This is a genomic window from Frateuria sp. GZRR35 (assembly GCF_051900415.1).
Taxonomy (GTDB): Bacteria; Pseudomonadota; Gammaproteobacteria; order Xanthomonadales; family Rhodanobacteraceae; genus Frateuria_A.
In genome coordinates, this window is sequence record NZ_JBHZGL010000001.1 from 22,794 (window position 1) to 39,379 (window position 16,586).

Annotated in this window: 20 protein-coding genes and 1 pseudogene; 9 read left to right on the forward strand and 12 right to left on the reverse strand. The window is 66.7% G+C overall.

The genetic code is table 11. From position 1 onward, the window contains the following. Positions 1 to 20: 20 nt before the first annotated feature. Entirely contained in the window at positions 21 to 863 is an 843-nt protein-coding gene (locus ACFWZ3_RS00085; RefSeq protein WP_439705760.1) for a DUF3014 domain-containing protein, read from the reverse strand. 82 nt (positions 864 to 945) lie between these two features. Beyond that, on the reverse strand, positions 946 to 1,641 hold the full coding sequence (locus ACFWZ3_RS00090; protein WP_439705761.1) for a VIT1/CCC1 transporter family protein: 696 nt from the start codon (positions 1,639 to 1,641) through the stop codon (positions 946 to 948). Positions 1,642 to 1,796: 155 nt separating this feature from the next. Here ACFWZ3_RS00090 and ACFWZ3_RS00095 point away from each other — a divergent pair, with 155 nt between their 5' ends. Continuing rightward, positions 1,797 to 2,150, forward strand: coding sequence for a hypothetical protein (locus tag ACFWZ3_RS00095; protein WP_439705762.1), 354 nt, complete (start codon positions 1,797 to 1,799; stop codon positions 2,148 to 2,150). A 204-nt stretch (positions 2,151 to 2,354) separates the two neighbouring features. Here ACFWZ3_RS00095 and rplI read toward each other — a convergent pair whose 3' ends face one another. The 4 genes from rplI to ACFWZ3_RS00115 all read right to left on the reverse strand — a co-directional run bounded on the left by rplI (position 2,355) and on the right by ACFWZ3_RS00115 (position 4,098). After that, positions 2,355 to 2,804, reverse strand: a complete 450-nt coding sequence (rplI, locus tag ACFWZ3_RS00100) for a 50S ribosomal protein L9 (protein ID WP_439705763.1) — start codon at positions 2,802 to 2,804, stop codon at positions 2,355 to 2,357. Positions 2,805 to 2,906: 102 nt separating this feature from the next. Next, a complete protein-coding gene (gene rpsR / locus ACFWZ3_RS00105; protein ID WP_209619137.1) occupies positions 2,907 to 3,137 on the reverse strand; it encodes a 30S ribosomal protein S18 in 231 nt (76 codons plus the stop codon). 17 nt (positions 3,138 to 3,154) lie between these two features. Next, positions 3,155 to 3,589, reverse strand: coding sequence for a 30S ribosomal protein S6 (gene rpsF / locus ACFWZ3_RS00110; protein ID WP_439705764.1), 435 nt, complete (start codon positions 3,587 to 3,589; stop codon positions 3,155 to 3,157). A 182-nt stretch (positions 3,590 to 3,771) separates the two neighbouring features. Next, positions 3,772 to 4,098: a HesB/IscA family protein gene (locus tag ACFWZ3_RS00115; RefSeq protein WP_439705765.1), complete on the reverse strand. Its 327-nt coding sequence runs from the start codon at positions 4,096 to 4,098 to the stop codon at positions 3,772 to 3,774. Positions 4,099 to 4,228: 130 nt separating this feature from the next. Here ACFWZ3_RS00115 and asnS point away from each other — a divergent pair, with 130 nt between their 5' ends. The 7 genes from asnS (at position 4,229) to ACFWZ3_RS00150 (ending at position 10,407) form a co-directional block, all read left to right on the forward strand. After that, positions 4,229 to 5,644 (forward strand): asparagine--tRNA ligase, encoded by a 1,416-nt coding sequence (gene asnS / locus ACFWZ3_RS00120; RefSeq protein ID WP_439705766.1) that lies wholly within the window; start codon positions 4,229 to 4,231, stop codon positions 5,642 to 5,644. A gap of 5 nt (positions 5,645 to 5,649) precedes the next feature. After that, complete coding sequence (locus tag ACFWZ3_RS00125; RefSeq protein WP_439705767.1) at positions 5,650 to 6,441, forward strand: MalM family protein; 792 nt, start codon at positions 5,650 to 5,652, stop codon at positions 6,439 to 6,441. Further along, positions 6,438 to 6,770: a hypothetical protein gene (locus ACFWZ3_RS00130; RefSeq protein WP_439705768.1), complete on the forward strand. Its 333-nt coding sequence runs from the start codon at positions 6,438 to 6,440 to the stop codon at positions 6,768 to 6,770. Before ACFWZ3_RS00125 ends, ACFWZ3_RS00130 begins: the two co-directional genes overlap by 4 nt. A gap of 108 nt (positions 6,771 to 6,878) precedes the next feature. Further along, positions 6,879 to 7,667: an SDR family oxidoreductase gene (locus ACFWZ3_RS00135; protein WP_439705769.1), complete on the forward strand. Its 789-nt coding sequence runs from the start codon at positions 6,879 to 6,881 to the stop codon at positions 7,665 to 7,667. Between the two features lie 170 nt (positions 7,668 to 7,837). Beyond that, a complete protein-coding gene (locus ACFWZ3_RS00140; RefSeq protein ID WP_439705770.1) occupies positions 7,838 to 9,304 on the forward strand; it encodes an aldehyde dehydrogenase in 1,467 nt (488 codons plus the stop codon). A gap of 12 nt (positions 9,305 to 9,316) precedes the next feature. Then, on the forward strand, positions 9,317 to 9,985 hold the full coding sequence (can, locus tag ACFWZ3_RS00145) for a carbonate dehydratase (RefSeq protein WP_439705771.1): 669 nt from the start codon (positions 9,317 to 9,319) through the stop codon (positions 9,983 to 9,985). After that, positions 9,982 to 10,407: a RidA family protein gene (locus ACFWZ3_RS00150; protein WP_439705772.1), complete on the forward strand. Its 426-nt coding sequence runs from the start codon at positions 9,982 to 9,984 to the stop codon at positions 10,405 to 10,407. Before can ends, ACFWZ3_RS00150 begins: the two co-directional genes overlap by 4 nt. A 54-nt stretch (positions 10,408 to 10,461) precedes the next feature. Here the strand turns inward: ACFWZ3_RS00150 and ACFWZ3_RS00155 are convergent, their stop codons facing one another. The 6 genes and pseudogenes from ACFWZ3_RS00155 to gorA form a co-directional block, all read right to left on the reverse strand. After that, positions 10,462 to 10,659: a hypothetical protein gene (locus ACFWZ3_RS00155; protein ID WP_439701305.1), complete on the reverse strand. Its 198-nt coding sequence runs from the start codon at positions 10,657 to 10,659 to the stop codon at positions 10,462 to 10,464. Positions 10,660 to 10,847: 188 nt separating this feature from the next. Continuing rightward, positions 10,848 to 11,306: pseudogene (locus tag ACFWZ3_RS00160) on the reverse strand (N-formylglutamate amidohydrolase); the annotation flags it as partial. Between the two features lie 336 nt (positions 11,307 to 11,642). Further along, on the reverse strand, positions 11,643 to 11,981 hold the full coding sequence (locus ACFWZ3_RS00165; protein ID WP_439705773.1) for a hypothetical protein: 339 nt from the start codon (positions 11,979 to 11,981) through the stop codon (positions 11,643 to 11,645). Positions 11,982 to 12,205: 224 nt separating this feature from the next. After that, entirely contained in the window at positions 12,206 to 12,472 is a 267-nt protein-coding gene (locus ACFWZ3_RS00170; RefSeq protein WP_439705774.1) for a hypothetical protein, read from the reverse strand. 374 nt (positions 12,473 to 12,846) lie between these two features. Next, entirely contained in the window at positions 12,847 to 13,623 is a 777-nt protein-coding gene (hutG, locus tag ACFWZ3_RS00175) for an N-formylglutamate deformylase (protein ID WP_439705775.1), read from the reverse strand. A 31-nt stretch (positions 13,624 to 13,654) separates the two neighbouring features. Next, positions 13,655 to 14,998 carry a glutathione-disulfide reductase gene (gorA, locus tag ACFWZ3_RS00180; protein WP_439705776.1) on the reverse strand — a complete coding sequence of 448 codons (1,344 nt, stop codon included), beginning with the start codon at positions 14,996 to 14,998 and terminating at the stop codon, positions 13,655 to 13,657. A 136-nt stretch (positions 14,999 to 15,134) separates the two neighbouring features. Here gorA and ACFWZ3_RS00185 point away from each other — a divergent pair, with 136 nt between their 5' ends. Continuing rightward, a complete protein-coding gene (locus tag ACFWZ3_RS00185) occupies positions 15,135 to 16,574 on the forward strand; it encodes a hypothetical protein (RefSeq protein WP_439705777.1) in 1,440 nt (479 codons plus the stop codon). The last annotated feature ends 12 nt before the right edge of the window (positions 16,575 to 16,586 follow it).

Below are 16,586 nucleotides of genomic sequence, written 5' to 3' on the forward strand. Positions count from 1 at the left end.
ACCTGAAGCACGCCTACGATTCATGGCGTCGAAGCGGCCCCAGCCGGCAGCGTGGCGCCGGTCAGCAACGCACGGATCTGCCGCAGCTTCGCCTTCACCCGGGCCTCGTCGTCCGCGCCCAGGCGCATCAGCAGTTTCTGCCCCGCCGAACGTGCCTCCAGGCCGGGATCGGCATAGCGGTAGAACACCTTCGGCTGCACCAGCGTCACCGGGGCGTCGGGCACCGGCGCGGCCAACATGTCGTCGATGGCGACCACCAGGCGATCGTTGAAATAGCCCTTCGGATAACCGAGGTCGCGATAGGCCTGCTGGAACAGCGGATAGTGCGCGACGTACCAGCCCACCAGCGCCTTGGGATCGACGCCTTCGAGCACCTGCATGTACGGCGCGTAGCGCTCGGCATTGCGCGGGCTCAGCGTGATCGAACCCTCAGCCTGCTCGACCAGGAACGCGCCCTGGGGCGTCTTCAGCGGCAGGATGTTGGTGCCCACGCTCTGGCGCGGCAGCGCGTCCACCGTGGCGACAAAGCGGCGGATGATCTGGTCACGCTGCAGCAACCCGTCGAGCGGTTTGCCACCCAGCGCCAGCAGTGCGCCGGCGACGTCGGTATCGCTGGCGTCCAGCGCCGGCAGCGGCGCGGTCGAGGCGGGCGCTGGCGTCGCCTGTGCGATCGGATGCTGGATCGCGGTGGAGGCGGCCGCCGGGCCGGTGCCGGTGGTGGCGGTCGTCGCAGTGGCCGCCGGCGCCGGTTCGCCACCCGCCTGGGTGGCCTTGCGCCAGATGAACACGCCCACCGCGATGGCCAGAACCACCACCACGCCGGAAACCAGCCACTGCCCTATCGAAGACTGCTTCTTTTTCAATGCGCGTACCGCCTGTATGAATTGCCTGCCCCCTGCATAACGCCCGTGGCGACGATGTGCAACCCGCGCGATGGTGCCGTCCTCAGGGAACCGCACCGAAAAGCATGCCGGTGCCCGTGGTAAGGCCCATCGCCAGGGCACCCCAGAACGCGATGCGCAGCGCGCCGACGCCGGCAGCGGCCCCACCCATCCGTGCGGCAAGCGCGCCGAGCAGCGCCAGGCAGGCGAGCGAGACGGCGAAGACCAGCCAGAGCTGCCCCGCAACGGGCGAAACCGCGGCCACCAGCAGCGGCACCACCGCGCCGACCGCGAAGCTCGCCGCAGAGGCAGCCGCCGCCTGCAGCGGGCGGGCCCGGAACACCTCGGTGATGCCCAGTTCGTCGCGCGCGTGGGCGTCGAGTGCATCGTGCGCCATCAGTTGCTCGGCGACCTGCCGCGCCAGCGCCGGCTCCAGTCCCCGCCCGACATAGATGTTGGCCAGTTCGCGGTGCTCGGCATCGGTGTCGGTGGCCAGTTCCTCGCGTTCGCGGGCGAGCTCGGCCTGTTCGCTGTCGGCCTGCGAATGGACCGACACGTATTCCCCCGCCGCCATCGACATCGCGCCGGCCACCAGCGCCGCGATGCCGGCGAGCAGCACCGCGTGGCGGTCAGCGTGGGCAGCCGCCACGCCCATCAGCAGGCTGGCGGTGGAAACGATGCCGTCGTTGGCGCCGAGCACGGCGGCGCGCAGCCAGCCCATGTGCCCGGTCCGGTGGCGTTCGTGGTGGTGGCGGCGCATGGGCGCTCCTCGGAGACAGATGGGGCGAGCATACCGTCGGCGGCCCTCGGCCACCGGCCACGGTCGCCCGTACTGGCTGACGTGCGCCTGGCAGGTTTTACGGCGTGGTCACCGCGCGACCGCCAGCATGGGCTCCGCTTCGAGGAGGAATCGCCATGTCCCGATCGACTACCCCGACCGGCTCCAGTCCGGGTAAAACCACCAGCAATCCAGCCATCAGCGGCGTCGGCACCGGCATGGGCGCGGGCAACGCCACCGGCCCCGGCGTCATTGGTGGCGTACAGGCCGGTACCGTCAACGATGCCGCCCAGGGCGCCAGCACCGGCGACGCGGCCGATCCGAGCCTGGGCAGCGGCATGGCCGTGCCCGAGCAGGGCAACCGCATGGGCGACGCAGCCACCGCGGGCGCGCCCGGGATGGGCGAGAAGCCGCTGGGGATCGGCGGCGCGCCGATCGAACCGTATGAGCTGCCCTACAAGGTGATCGCGCCACCGAACGCGGGGCGGTGACGCCCTCAAGGCCCGGACGTCTTGGGTCTGCGCTTCAGGAGCGCCCGCGGATGCCTTTGTGGCATGACGGTCGCGCCCAAGGGCGCTCCTACAAAAGGTGCGGACTACCGGGTGAGCATGGGCGCCCCTCTCACGCTGGCGAGGTGCCTCAAAAAAAACGGGCGCCCGAGGGCGCCCGTCCGTTTGCAGCAATGACGGATCGGCTTACTTCTCGCCGACCACGATCACCTTGACCTGCGTCTGCACGTCGGCGTGCAGGCTGATCACGACTTCATACTCGCCGGTGTTGCGGATCGGGCCTTCGCCCTGGATCACTTCACCCTTGCCGACCTTGTGGCCGGCCGCTTCCAGCGCCTCGGCGATTTCGCGCGGGCCGACCGAGCCGTACAGCTTGCCTTCCGGGCTGGCGTGCGCGGCGATGGTCACCTCGGCGCCTTCCAGCTTGGTCTTGCGCGACTGCGCTTCGGACAGCAGGTTGTTGGCCTTGGCCTCGTACTCGGCACGGCGCTTCTCAAAGGCTTCGAGGTTGGCGGCGTTGACCGGCACGGCCTTGCCCTGCGGCAGCAGGTAGTTGCGGCCGTAACCGGGCTTGACCTTGACCTTGTCGCCCAGGTTGCCGAGGTTGCGGACTTTCTCGAGAAGAATCAGTTCCATGGGTCTTTCCTTTCGTTAGCGCCGGTGAGGCCGGCGCAGCCGTGGACGGTTGTCCGAAGTTGCGTCTGGTTCCTTCTCCCCCGGAAGGGAGAAGGATCAAGCTCAGACGTCGTGGTTGTCGGTGTACGGCAGCAGCGCCAGGAAGCGCGCACGCTTGATCGCGGTGGCCAGCTGGCGCTGGTAGCGCGCCTTGGTACCGGTGATGCGGCTGGGGACGATCTTGCCGTTCTCGGTGACGTACTGGCGCAGCGTGTTGAGATCCTTGTAGTCGATCTCCTTCACGTCTTCGGCAGTGAAGCGGCAGAACTTGCGGCGGCGGAAGAACTTGGACATGGCTATGTGCTCCTGGATCAGTCGCTGTCGCGATCGTTGTCGCGCTCTTCGCGCTCACGGCGGGCCGGACGCTCGTCGCCGTCACCGTCGTCGTCGCGGCGGCGCGTGGACTTGGCGTCATCCTTTTCCTTGGACTTCAGGATGAAGGACGGCTCGGTGTCGGCTTCGTCGCGACGAACCACCAGGTGGCGCAGCACCGCGTCGTTGAAGCGGAAACCCGACTCCAGCTCGTTCAGCGCGTTCTGGCTCACCTCGATGTTGAACATCACGTAGTGCGCCTTGGCCAGGTTCTCGATCGGGTAGGCCAGCTGGCGGCGACCCCAGTCCTCGAGACGGTGGACCTTGCCGCCGTCAGCCTCGATCAGCGCCTTGTAGCGGTCGATCATGGCCGGGACCTGCTCGCTCTGGTCAGGGTGGACCAGGAACACGATTTCGTAATGACGCATGGTCATTGTGGTGTTGGCTCCTTGTGGATGCGGCCCTTAAAGGACCTCGCAGCCTCCCGCCGGATGCGGTGAGGCAAGTGCCTGCCCACGCCAAGGCGGCGCGGACAGAAGCGGAAGTGTAACTGGCGCGTCAAGGTGCGCGCAAGGCGTTGATTCGCGAGGGCCGACGGGGCCTGACCGTCGAGGGGTCATCCAACCGTGAAACTTTCCCCGCACCCGCACTCGCCCGTGGCGTTCGGGTTGTGGAACACGAACGCGGCATTGAGACCCTGGCGGCGGAAATCGATCACGGTGCCGTCGACCATCGCCAGGCTCTTGTCGTCCACGATCAGCCGGACGCCGTCGACCTCCAGCGTGTGGTCGCCGGGCTGGGCGGCCTCGGCCAGGTCCACCACGTAGGCGAAGCCCGAGCAGCCGGTGCGCTTGACGCCGAAACGCACGCCCACCGCATCGGGCGTCTGGGCGAGGAACTGGCGAATGCGCTCGCGGGCGGGGGGAGTGATCGAGATGCTCATGGCGCCTGAAGGTGAAGAAGGCCGCGGGCCTACATTATCATGCGGGTTTGCCCCGGCGCGCCGTACTCCGGCGCGGCGAATCGAACACGACAGCGTCCCAGATGCGGCGCGCGCGCAGGAGTTTCAACCCATGGCGGTAGTCAGCCCGACCTTGTGTAGCGTCAAGCAGGCCCTTTCCGGCGCCATCGAAGCCGGCAGCACCGTGACCGTGCGCGGCTGGGTGCGCACACGGCGTGATTCAAAGGCGGGCCTGTCCTTCGTCAACGTCAGCGACGGCTCCTGCTTCGACCCGATCCAGGCAGTGGCGCCGGCGACGCTCGCCAACTACGAAAGCGAGATCCGCCACCTGACCGCCGGCGCCGGCGTGATCGTCACCGGCACGCTGGTGCCCTCGCAGGGCAAGGGCCAGGCGTTCGAGATCCAGGCGACCGACGTGGAAGTCACCGGCCTGGTCGACGATCCGGAAACCTACCCGATCCAGCCCAAGCAGCACTCGATGGAGTTCCTGCGCGAGGTCGCCCACCTGCGCCCGCGCACCAACCTGTTCGGCGCGGTCACCCGCGTGCGCCACACGATGATGATGGCGATCCACCGCCACCTGACCTCCGAAGGCTTCTTCTGGATCAACACGCCGATCATCACCACCTCCGACGCCGAAGGCGCTGGCGACATGTTCCGGCTGTCCACGCTGGACCTGGCCAACCTGCCGCGCACGCCCGAGGGCAAGGTCGACTTCCGCAAGGACTTCTTCGGTCGCGAGGCGTTCCTGACGGTGTCCGGCCAGCTCAACGTCGAGGCCTACTGCCTGGCGATGAGCAAGGTCTACACCTTCGGCCCGACCTTCCGCGCGGAGAACTCCAACACGCCGCGCCACCTGGCCGAGTTCTGGATGATCGAGCCGGAGATCGCCTTCGCCGACCTCGCCGCCGACGCCGACTGCGCCGAGCGCTTCCTCAAGGCGATCTTCAAGGCCGTGCTGGACGAGCGCGCCGACGACATGGCCTTCTTCGCCGAACGCGTGGCGCCAGACGCCATCACGCGCCTGGAGAACTTCATCGCCCAGCCATTCGAGCGCATCGACTACACCGACGCGATCGAGATCCTGAAGAACTCGGGCCAGAAGTTCGAATACCCGGTCGCCTGGGGTGTCGACCTGCAGACCGAGCACGAGCGCTACCTGGCCGAAAAGCACGTCGGTCGCCCGGTGGTGGTGATGAACTACCCCGAGGCGATCAAGGCCTTCTACATGCGCCTGAACGACGACGAGAAGACCGTCGCGGCGATGGACGTGTTGGCGCCGGGCATCGGCGAAATCATCGGCGGTGCCCAGCGCGAGGAGCGCCTGGATTATCTCGACCGACGCATGGAAAAGTTCGGCTTGGATATCGCCACCTACGGCTGGTACCGCGACCTGCGCCGCTACGGCACCGTCCCGCACGCCGGCTTCGGACTGGGTTTCGAGCGGCTGCTGTGTTATGTGTGCGGCCTCTCCAACATCCGCGACGCGATCCCCTACCCGCGCGCCGCCGGATCCGCTGATTTCTGATTGCCATGCTCCGTCGCCTTCCGCTGACATTCCTGCTGGTCGCCCTCACCCTGCTGCTTGGCGCATGCCACGGCGTCAAGGTGCTGGTGCCGCCGAACCTGCGCGCGCCGACGGACACCGGCAATGCGCTGGAGCAGGCCAAGCTGCAGTTGCAGAAGGCCACGCCCTGCTGCGGCAGCTTCGCCGATTTTTCGTATCTGACGCCGCTGCCGTGGCGTCCGAAGAAATTCGAGCTGGGTCCCGGCAGCATGGTGGCCAGCCTCAATGGCGTGCGCAGCTATTTCCTCGCTTTCCGCCTGCCTGCCGACGCCAAGTTGCCCTACCGGGTGGCGCTGAAGTCCGAATTGAACGGCCGCTGGCTGCACTCGAGCTACCTGTTCGCGCCGACTACGGTGCTGCTCGATGCCGCGTTCCAGCCGATCGACTCGCAGGACATCCAGTTGTGCGAATACATGGGTTGGAGCAGCGCCACCACCGGCGCCTTCGGCCAGCTCAAGGTGACCAGCGACAAGGCACGCTACCTGGTCGTCTACAGCTCGGCCGACCAGCAGGCCGGCGACACCTACTGGGAGCAGTCGCCGGCCACGTTCTCGGCCGAGGCGCCGGTGCGGATGACCTCCAACGGCAGCTTCCGCATTCCGCACGGGCCTGACGGCACGGTCTGGATCGGCATGATGAACGAGAGCTACGCCAAGGCCGTGGAAAACGGCATCTGCGACAAGGCGCCGGAAGGCAAGGGCCTGCTCAACACGCTGCGCACCGCCCTGCCCACGCACTGGAGCAAGAGCGGCACGTGAACTCCCTCGTCGCACTCTACCTGCTGCTCCTGACCGGCGGCATCGCCTGCTTCGTGCTGTATTACCTGGCGCAGTACCGCATCGCGCGGCTGCTACGCGAGCGTCACCCGCAGCAATGGAAGATCATCGCCGAACCGGACCAGGGGCGACCCAGCACGGTGCGCACCTGGATGCGCATGCAGCACGTGCTGCGCTCCTCGCAGCCGCGCCTGCCGGAACTGCTGCAGGACGATGCGATCACCCGCTGGTTCGGCCTGTGGCGGGTGGCGCCGTGGCTGGCCTGGGGCTGCTGGTTCGCCGCGATGTTCCTGCAGTGGAAGGCGCGCTGAACACAGCTGCACTTGCTGTAGGAGCACGCTTGCGGGCGATGTTCTTTCCAAAGCCGGCGGGAGACAACATCACCCGCGAGGCAGTGCTCGTCTACAAGGAGGCATTCGATGCAACTGGATCTATCAGGTCGCCACGCGCTTGTCTGCGGCGCCTCGCAGGGCATCGGCCGCGCCAGTGCCATCGAGCTGGCCGAACTCGGTGCCACCATCACCCTGCTCTCGCGCTCGCCCGGTCCGTTGGAGGAACTGGCTGGCCAGTTGCCGCGCCCGCGCGAACAGGAACACCGCTGGCAGGCGGTCGACATGCTCGACACCACGCGCCTGCAGGGCGTGGTCACCGACGTGGCCGCATCCGGCCCCGTGCACATCCTGGTCAACAACACTGGCGGCCCGCCCGGCGGCCCGGCGCACACCGCCGATCCGGCTGCCTTCGAGGCGGCGTTCCGCCAGCACCTGCTCGCCGGCCAGGCGATGGTGCAGGCCCTGCTTCCGGGCATGCGCGAGGCCGGCTATGGGCGCATCGTCAACGTCATCTCCACTTCGGTGAAGGAACCGATCCCGAACCTGGGCGTGTCCAACACCGTGCGTGCGGCGGTCGCCGCATGGGCCAAGACGCTTTCCGGTGAACTGGCCGCCGACGGCATCACGGTCAACAACGTGCTGCCGGGCTACACCCGCACCGGCCGGCTGGACAGCCTGCTCGGCACGCAGGCGAAGAACAGCGGGCGCAGCGAAAACGGCATCGCGCGCGACCTGATGAGCACCATCCCGGCGCGGCGCTTCGGTGAGCCGGCTGAGGTCGCCGCCGTCATCGCCTTCCTTTGCACGCCCGCTGCCGCCTACGTCAACGGCGTGAGTGTCGCCGTCGACGGTGGCCGTACCCGCGCGCTGAGCTAAGCCCCCAACACACGCCCCGTTGTAGAAACCCGCTCGCGGGCGATGTTTTTGCCCCGATCCACGAGAGCCCGCAGCATCGCCCGCATGCGGGCTCCTGCAACGAACCAGCGGGTCGCGACATACGCCGCCGTCCGGTGCATTCCCGGCCCCCAGGTCGTAAGCTTGTCCGGATGCCTACCCTGCGCCTCGCCAACCTGATCGACGGCCGTCTGGTGGCCCCGCGTGCGGACCGCTGGCTCGACGTCCACGAACCGGCCACCGGCCAAGTTTTCGCAACCTGTCCCGACTCCGTCGCCAACGACGTGGCCGATGCCGTGGCCGCGGCGCGACGCGTCGCACCGGCGTGGGCGCACACGCCCGTCGAGCAACGTGCGGGCCTGCTGAACCGCCTGGCCGACCTGATCGAGCGTGACCTTGAAGCCTTCGCCGCGCTCGAGTCCCGCGACAGTGGCAAGCCACTCGCGCTGGCGCGCAACCTGGACATCCCGCGCGCGATCAGCAACCTGCGCTACTTCGCCGCCGCGGTGCAGGGATGGGAGAGCCAGTCGCACGCCATGGTGCTGGGCCAGCCGGATATCGGCGCGGTCAACTACACGCTGCGCCAGCCGCTGGGCGTGGTCGGCTGCATCAGCCCGTGGAACCTGCCGCTGTACCTGTTCACCTGGAAGATCGCCCCGGCGCTCGCCGCCGGCAATGCGGTCGTGGCCAAGCCCTCGGAAGTCACGCCCTGCACCGCGGCGCGACTGGGCGAGCTCAGCATCGAAGCCGGCTTCCCACCCGGCGTGCTCAACATCGTGCAGGGCCGCGGTCCAGACGTGGGCCAACCGCTGGTCGAACACCCCGACGTCAAGGCGATCTCCTTCACCGGCAGCACCGCGACTGGTGCGTCGATCGCCGCCGCCGCGGCGCCGCGCTTCAAGAAGATATCGCTTGAGATGGGTGGCAAGAACCCGGCCATCGTGTTCGACGATGCGGACCTCTCCGACGCCAACCTGGACACCATCGTGCGCTCGGGCTTCGCCAACCAGGGCGAAATATGCCTTTGCGGCTCGCGCCTGCTGGTCCAGCGGTCGATCTACGAGCGCTTCCGAGAACGCTACCTGGCACGTGTGCAGCAACTGGTCGTGGGCGACCCGGAAGAGCCCTCCACGAATCTCGGCGCACTGGTCTCCCGGCCGCATTTCGACAAGGTGATGGGGTGCATCGCCCAGGCCCGGACCGACGGCGCCACCGTGCTTTGCGGGGGCGAAGCGATGCACCTGTCCGGACGTTGCGCCAACGGGTGGTTCGTCGCGCCCACCGTGATCGAGGGGCTGCCCAACGCGTCGACCACCAACCAGTCCGAGATCTTCGGGCCGGTGGTCAGCCTGATCCCGTTCGAGGACGAGGCCGAAGCCATCGCACTGGCCAACGACAGCCGCTATGGCCTGGCCGCCTCGGTGTGGACGCAGGACCTTTCCCGCGCCCACCGCGTCGCCGCCGCGCTCGACTTCGGCATCGTCTGGACCAACTGCTGGCTGCTGCGCGACCTGCGCACGCCGTTCGGCGGCGTGAAGCAGTCGGGCCTGGGCCGCGAAGGCGGCACCGAGGCGCTGGCCTTCTTCACCGAGCCGAAGAACATCTGTATCCGCTACTGATCTGGAAAAACCATGCCGCACACCTTGAAGGACCTGCTCGCCAACAACCGCCGCTGGGCCGCCAGCGTCACCGCCTCCGACCCGGACTTCTTCGAGCAGCTCTCGCAGCAGCAGGCGCCCAAGTACCTGTGGATCGGCTGCTCCGACTCGCGCGTGCCCGCCACGCAGATCGTCGACCTGCCGCCGGGCGAGATCTTCGTCCACCGCAATGTGGCCAACGTGGTCGTGCATACCGACCTCAACGCGCTGAGCACCATCCAGTTCGCGGTCGACGTGCTCAAGGTCGAGCACATCCTGGTCGTCGGCCACTACGGCTGCGGCGGCGTAGGCGCGGTGCTGCGCAAGGACCGGCTCGGCCTGATCGACAACTGGCTGCGCCACGTCAAGGACGTCGCCTTCAAGCACGAGGCCTCGCTGCAGCCGCAGGTGCCCTTCACCGAGCGGCATGAGCGCCTGTGCGAACTCAACGCCATCGAGCAGGCGCTCAATGTTTGCGGCACCAGCATCGTGCAGGACGCCTGGGAGCGCGGCCAGAAGCTCACCGTGCACGCCTGGATCTACGGCCTGACCGACGGCCACATGCACGACCTGGGGCTGATCGTCACCGATCGCGAAAGCATGGCCGAGGCCTACCGCAAGGCGCTCGACGGCCTGGCCGAGCGCTGGCAGTCGAAGTCGTGAGCGAAGGCATCCGCACGGAGGCGGCGCCGGCACCGGTCGGCGCCTACCCGCACGCGCGGCGGGTCGGCAACCTGCTGTTCCTTTCCGGTGTCGGCCCGCGGGAGCCGGGCACCAACCGCGTGCCGGGCAACGTCCATGAGCACGACGGCAGCCTCGCCGCCTACGACATCGAGGCGCAGTGCCGGCAGGTGTTCGCCAACGTGCGCGCAGTGCTGGAAGCCAGCGGCGCGCGCTGGGAAGACCTGGTCGACGTGACCGTGTTCCTCACCGACATGGCACGCGATTTCCCGGTCTACAACAAGCTCTACGCCGAGTATTTCGCCGGCGCCGACGCCTGCCGCACCACCGTGGGCATCGATGCCCTGCCGACGCCGATCGCGATCGAGCTCAAGTGCATCGCAGCGCTGCCCGCGGACCGCTGAAACAAAAGACCCCGCCGGCGAAGCCGGCGGGGCCAATGAGGTGATACGACCGGCTTACTTGCCGGCAGCCGGCTTTTCCGCCGTCTTCTTCATCGCCTTGTGGGCGTGATGGTGGTGGGTCATGGCCTTCTTCGGGGCCGCGGCCGCCTGCTCGGTCTTGGTCGCAGCCTTGGGAGCAGCGTCCTGGGCCAGCACAACACCGGAAAGGGCCACACCCGCCACGAGCAGGGAAGCGATCACGAGCTTACGCATAAGGAAACCTCGGAACTGTTCAAGGAGCCGCGGACCCGGCCGGAACCCGGCATCGCGGGCGGCGCGGCGAAGGCACGATGCGGCGCGCGACGGATACGGCAACTGAACATCGCGGGCCTCGACACGCACGCCGATCGCGCCCGGCCCTTGACTTGCGACGGCCGGTTTACCGTACGAAGGAACTTGCGTCAGGCCAGGCAGGCGCGCAGCAGCGGCTCGATCGCGGCACGCAGCACCGCAGCCTTGCCTTCGTCCCACGCGAAGCTCTCTTCATCCATGTAATTGTGCTGGGTCATTTCCAGCTGCACCGCGTCGACGCCTTCGTTTGGCCGTCCATACTGCCGCGTGATGTAACCGCCCTTGAAGCGCCCGTTCACCGCGAAATCGAAGCGGTCCTGTGCGCGCAACACGTCCTCCAGCCGCTGCTGCAGCGACGGCGAGCAGCTCGCGCCATCGGCGGTGCCGAGGTTGAGATCGGGCAGCAGGCCATGGAACAGCATCGGCACGCGGCTGCGGATCAAATGCCCTTCCCACAGCACCACGCGACCATGCATCTGGCGCAGTCTCGCAAGTTCCTGCTGGAGCGCGGCATGGTAGGGACGCCAGTATTCGTTCACGCGGCGTTGAACTTCAGGCTCGTCCGGCTCCTCACTGTATGCGCCGGCCTAGCCATCGCCTTCGATTGCAGCACCCAGAACAACGCTTTAGCGGGGGGACGCTCCCTAGCTCGGGGCTCTTTTTACTAGGGCTCGCCAAAGAAGGAGCTCGTTCAGGCACTACCGCGGACCAAACCCGCGAGCAACACACGGTGCATCGCCGCTGGCGACGTGGGCCAGACAGCCCCGTCGACGCTTCGTGCAAGACGACTCATACCGGCCGGCGCTCGCCCAGGCGACCTAGCGAACTTACTTCAGTCTACGGATCTAATCCCCAAGCCCCTTAATCCTCTGCTTCCGCATCAACCATGTCGTCACACGCTCTTTCTACCTGTTATAGATTTCACTAACAAAGGACTTTCCATCGCTAGTAATGACGTAAGTAACGGACCAACGACCAGGAGTTCCTCCGTAGACGGGATCCTCGTCACCTCTAACCAGAAGAATTGTTACTTCAATATTCTCCGCCGTACGATTAAAAAATATTTTGTATTTTTTTACTTTTGGCATTTCCGATTTGTACCGCGTCAGCGCAATACCAATGGCGCCCGAAACATCTTCACTTAGCTCGCAACCATCCGCATCGCAACTGACCTGCGCACATGCAGTTCGGCCCAGGCCAAGTGCAATAATAAAAATAGCAACGATTCCAAGCCTGCCTAACATGGGTTACCTCCTTGGAGTATGGCTATCGCCGTTCTCATGCCGCCTGTTCCAATCCTCCATCTGACGTTGACACCGTTCGGTACAAGGAGGGGAAGGCAACAAGTCGGAGATGTATATTTCGGACGTGCCTGACGTAGTGCCATCCGTTGAGTAATACCTCCCGGACGGAGTAGACAAGTACGACATTCCATGTGGCCAAGTGTTCCGCGCGGCCTTAGCTCGAACTAGATCATTCCGAGAAAAATGATCGCTTCCAAAACTGTCCCGGCGGGGGTCAGATGTCCTAATAATTGCAGAAGCGGACCGGACCCGCTGGCGCTGACGTCCACCTCTTCGAACGACAAAGCACCGTCATACAGGTTGATGCTTTCGCCAAAGGGGTGCTCGCCGAGGGGTTGGATTTCCTCGTTGACCCGTATGAGCTTCCTGTATTCCTCTTCCGGTTTTACCGGAGCGGCTTGCGCGTCAAGGCATGCGACGCCACGGCGCACACAAAAGCCAAGCACAGACGACCTAACCTTCCCTGTGGACAACGCGACATACTCCCTGTCTCCTCAAAAACCGCAGCGTTGCGCGGCGGATGACGGAGTTGAAGGACAAACAACGCTATTGGTCAAGCGGCAAGCGATAAACCGTGAGCAAGGAGCAAATCACCGCGCGTCCCGCCTGTACAGAATTCCCGCCTAGCTGCGCTAACGCCAAACACCGGTTGAAGGCCACCTACCGACACTACCGTGCTCCGCACGGATAAAACCGCGCGGAGAGCAAGCCAAGTACACAACACATTTGGAAATTCGAACCACGTACATCGAGCACGGCTCGCAGACATGCTGGATCTGCAGTTGACTCTTCCGGGCCAGCCTTGTCAGGCCAGGCAGGCGCGCAGCAGCGGCTCGATCGCGGCACGCAGGACCGCGGCCTTGCCTTCGTCCCACGCGAAGCTCTCTTCGTCCATGTAATTGTGCTGCGTCATTTCCAGCTGTACCGCATCGACGCCCTCGTTTGGACGTCCATACTGCCGCGTGATGTAACCGCCCTTGAAGCGGCCGTTCACCGCGAAATCGAAGCGGTCCTGTGCGCGCAACACGTCCTCCAGCCGCTGCTGCAGCGACGGCGAGCAGCTCGCGCCATCGGCGGTGCCGAGGTTGAGATCGGGCAGCAGGCCATGGAACAGCATCGGCACGCGGCTGCGGATCGAATGCCCTTCCCACAGCACCACGCGACCATGCATCTGGCGCAGTCTCGCAAGTTCCTGCTGGAGCGCGGCATGGTAGGGACGCCAGTATTCGTTCACGCGACGTTGGACTTCCGGCTCGTCCGGCTCGCCTTCCAGATACAGCGGCTCGCCGTCGAAGCCGATGGTCGACACCAGCCCGGTCTCGCGCCGGCCCGGGTAGAGCGCGTGGCCATCGGCCGGGCGGTTGAGATCCACCACGTAGCGCGAAGCCAGCGGGCGCAGCAGGCTGGCGCCCAGCGCCTGCGCCAGCGGCGCGTAGAGGCGGGCGACGTGCCAGTCGGTATCCGGCGAACGCCGCGCCGCCGGATGCATGCGTGCGGCGATGTCGTCGGGAATATGGCTGCCATCGTGCGGCAGGCTGATCAGCAGGGGCGCGGTGCCCTGGTCCAGGCGGAAGATGTCCATCGGCCCAGTGTAGCGCCCGCGCCCCGCCGGCTCAGTGCATCAGGAGCAGTTCTTCCGACGAGGTCGGGTGGATCGCCACCGCGCTGCGCAGCTCGCGCCGCGTGAGCCCCTGGCGCATTGCCACGGCGAAGCCCTGCAGCATTTCGTCCACGCCGGGCCCGAGCGCGTGCAGGCCGAGCACGCGCTCGTCGTCGCCCGTGCAGACCAGCTTCATGACCGTCGGTTCGCGTTGCCCCGCCACCGCGAACTGCAACGGTACGAAACGCTTGCTGTACACCGCCACCGCATCGCCGTGGCGCGCCCGCGCCTGTTCCTCGGTAAGGCCAATCTTGCCCAGCGGCGGATCGGCGAAGACCACGGTGGGAATGGCCTGGTAGTCGAAGCTCGCCTCCGGCTGGCCACCGAACAGCCGCTCGACCAGCGCATACCCGGCAGAGACCGCCACCGGCGTGAGCGCGGGGCAATCGGTGACGTCGCCAATGGCGGTGATGCCAGCGACGGTGGTGTTCTGGTGCGCATCGACCTGGACGAAGCCCTTGCCGTCGCGCGCCACGCCGATTTCGTCCAGCCCGAGCGCATCGCTGTTGGGCACGCGGCCGACCGCCCACAACACCGCCTCGTACGGTCCGTGCGCGGCACCTCGTGCATCATCCAGCAGCAACGCGCCTGCTTCGCCGCGGGTGCCGTTGACGTTGCTCTGCGGCGTGATGCGGATGCCTTGTGCGCGCATCTGCGCGGCCAGCGCCTGCACCAGCTCGGCGTCGAAGCCATCGAGCAGTTGCTTGCGGATCAGCAGCTCCACTTCGCAACCGAGCGCGCGCAGCAGGCAGGCGAATTCGGTCGCGACATAACCGCCGCCGACAATACCGATGGAGCGTGGCAGCGTGCGCATGGAAAAGACATCGTCCGACACCATGCCCAACTCGAATCCCGGCAGGGGCAGCCGCCGCGGCCGCGCGCCGGTAGCGATGACGATCTGCGGCGCGCGGTAGCGCACGTCGCCGGCCTGCACGGTGTCGCGCGCCAACAGGCGGCCCGCCGCGCCGATCCAGATGACGCCCGCTTCCTGCAAGCGCTCCGCATAACGCTGGCGGATGCCCTCGATGTAGCGATCGCGCAGCAGGCGGAAGCGGTTCCAGTCGAGTCGGCCGGGCGTGAGGTCGAAGCCGTACTCGACGGCCAGCACCTGCGCATGCGCCAGTTGCGAGGCGAACCAGAGCGCCTTCTTCGGCACGCAGCCGAAGTTCGCGCAGGTGCCTCCGGGCGGTCCGGGTTCGACCAGCGCCACCCTGGCGCCGTAGCGTGCCGCGCGCTGCGCCACGGTCAACCCGCCAGACCCGGCGCCCAGCACGATCAGATCGAAGTCGCGTGTCATGCAGCCTCCACGGTGTGCTTTGGCAAGCATGCCCGCCCCAGGGTGACGGACGCGAGCAGACACATTCGCGTGGCCCTTGCCCGAAAGCCGTGTGAAATCTAGTCTGGCCTTGAGCCACCCGAGGGGAAGCCGCCGCATGACGTTCCGCCTGTCCGCTGTCCTCACGTTCGTATGGATTGCCGCCATGCCGCCGATGCCGACGCACGCCAGCGGCGTCTCCACGCGACAGTTGCTGGCCGCGATGCGCGACAGCAACGAGTTGGGACGCTACGGCTATCTGCTGCAGGCGATCCCGCAGATGGATGGGGTAAGCCGGGGCATGGCGCAACAATATTTCGCCTTCAGCGAAGGCGAACTGGGTCTCTATGGCGAGGCGGTACGTGACTTCCCGTTGAAGGCGCACCTGCCCGCGAATACCGTGCTGCCCACGCCGGGTCAATGGCAGGCCGCCGACGCGGTGGACACCATCGTCGACCTGGCCGCGCACCGGCGCGTGGTGATGGTCAACGAAGCCCACCACGACGCGCATACCCGGCTGCTCACCCTCGCATTGTTGCCGCGCCTGCGCGCGCTGGGCTTCACCCACCTGGCGATCGAGGCGCTGGTCGAGGATGGCGACGCGCTGCGCCAGCGTGGCTACCCGACCGACCGCAGCGGCACCGAATACATGCGCGAACCGGTCTACGGCGAGATCGTGCGGGAGGCGTTGCGCCTGGGTTACGTGCTGGTGCCCTATGAGTCGACCACGCCCGGCGGGCAGGAACGCGAAACGCAACAGGCACAAGCGCTTTACCAGAAGGTGCTGGCGGGCAAACCGAAGGCCAGGCTGCTGGTCCACGCCGGTTACGCCCACATCGACAAGGCCAAGGGACGACTGGGCGACGTGCTGCCGATGGCCATGCGCCTGGAGGCGTTGAGCGGACTGGATGTCCTCAGCATCGACCAGACCGAAATCCGCGAGGAAGAGCCGTTCAACGAGCTGGAAGCCTACCGGGTGGTCAACAACGCGGTGCGCACCGGCGATTCCCTGCGCGGCGTGCCACAGAGCGGCCTGACGCCTCACCTGGACACGCGCACCGCCCTGCGCGAGCCCTACCACCAACTCGTCGCGGCGTTCCATCCGCAGCACGCGATCGTATTGCGCCACGTGGGGGACGGCCGCTTGTGGAGCGCGCGTCCGCGGTCCTACGACATGAACGTGATCCTGCCGCCGGCCAACGAGCGGGTCAGCTCCTACGTACGCGATCGCGTCATTCCGTTGCAGATCGACGGCAAGGCCACCATCGCCCTGCCCCCGGCCGCTGATGGCCATCGCCCGGACTGGCTGTCGTTGCATGGCAAGCGCCGGGCGGTGCCGGTCAGCTCCCGCCTTTGCCCGAGTGCCTTTCCCTGCCTGGTGGAGGCCCACTACGCCGACGAGCCGGACGAGGCCGTCGCCGCCGACCGTTACGTGTTCCTGGAGGGCGGCAGCGACAACACGCTCTGGCTGCGGCCGGGACGCTATCGCCTGCGCAGTACGGATGTCGCGGGCAAGGTACTGGCCGAGCGTTCCTTGCAGGTCGACGCGGTGCGCTGAGGCTTGCAATCG

What these genes read in the sequence shown, in the direction of transcription:
- rpsF (WP_439705764.1), bottom strand. Translation starts at nt 3,589, where the DNA reads ATGACCATGCGTCATTACGAAATCGTGTTCCTGGTCCACCCTGACCAG.
- hutG (WP_439705775.1), bottom strand. Translation starts at nt 13,623, where the DNA reads ATGGACATCTTCCGCCTGGACCAGGGCACCGCGCCCCTGCTGATCAGC.
- ACFWZ3_RS00155 (WP_439701305.1), bottom strand. Translation starts at nt 10,659, where the DNA reads ATGCGTAAGCTCGTGATCGCTTCCCTGCTCGTGGCGGGTGTGGCCCTT.
- gorA (WP_439705776.1), bottom strand. Translation starts at nt 14,998, where the DNA reads ATGACACGCGACTTCGATCTGATCGTGCTGGGCGCCGGGTCTGGCGGG.
- ACFWZ3_RS00185 (WP_439705777.1), top strand. Translation starts at nt 15,135, where the DNA reads ATGACGTTCCGCCTGTCCGCTGTCCTCACGTTCGTATGGATTGCCGCC.
- ACFWZ3_RS00125 (WP_439705767.1), top strand. Translation starts at nt 5,650, where the DNA reads ATGCTCCGTCGCCTTCCGCTGACATTCCTGCTGGTCGCCCTCACCCTG.
- ACFWZ3_RS00135 (WP_439705769.1), top strand. Translation starts at nt 6,879, where the DNA reads ATGCAACTGGATCTATCAGGTCGCCACGCGCTTGTCTGCGGCGCCTCG.
- rplI (WP_439705763.1), bottom strand. Translation starts at nt 2,804, where the DNA reads ATGGAACTGATTCTTCTCGAGAAAGTCCGCAACCTCGGCAACCTGGGC.
- ACFWZ3_RS00115 (WP_439705765.1), bottom strand. Translation starts at nt 4,098, where the DNA reads ATGAGCATCTCGATCACTCCCCCCGCCCGCGAGCGCATTCGCCAGTTC.
- can (WP_439705771.1), top strand. Translation starts at nt 9,317, where the DNA reads ATGCCGCACACCTTGAAGGACCTGCTCGCCAACAACCGCCGCTGGGCC.
- asnS (WP_439705766.1), top strand. Translation starts at nt 4,229, where the DNA reads ATGGCGGTAGTCAGCCCGACCTTGTGTAGCGTCAAGCAGGCCCTTTCC.
- rpsR (WP_209619137.1), bottom strand. Translation starts at nt 3,137, where the DNA reads ATGTCCAAGTTCTTCCGCCGCCGCAAGTTCTGCCGCTTCACTGCCGAA.
- ACFWZ3_RS00090 (WP_439705761.1), bottom strand. Translation starts at nt 1,641, where the DNA reads ATGCGCCGCCACCACCACGAACGCCACCGGACCGGGCACATGGGCTGG.
- ACFWZ3_RS00095 (WP_439705762.1), top strand. Translation starts at nt 1,797, where the DNA reads ATGTCCCGATCGACTACCCCGACCGGCTCCAGTCCGGGTAAAACCACC.
- ACFWZ3_RS00165 (WP_439705773.1), bottom strand. Translation starts at nt 11,981, where the DNA reads ATGTTAGGCAGGCTTGGAATCGTTGCTATTTTTATTATTGCACTTGGC.
- ACFWZ3_RS00140 (WP_439705770.1), top strand. Translation starts at nt 7,838, where the DNA reads ATGCCTACCCTGCGCCTCGCCAACCTGATCGACGGCCGTCTGGTGGCC.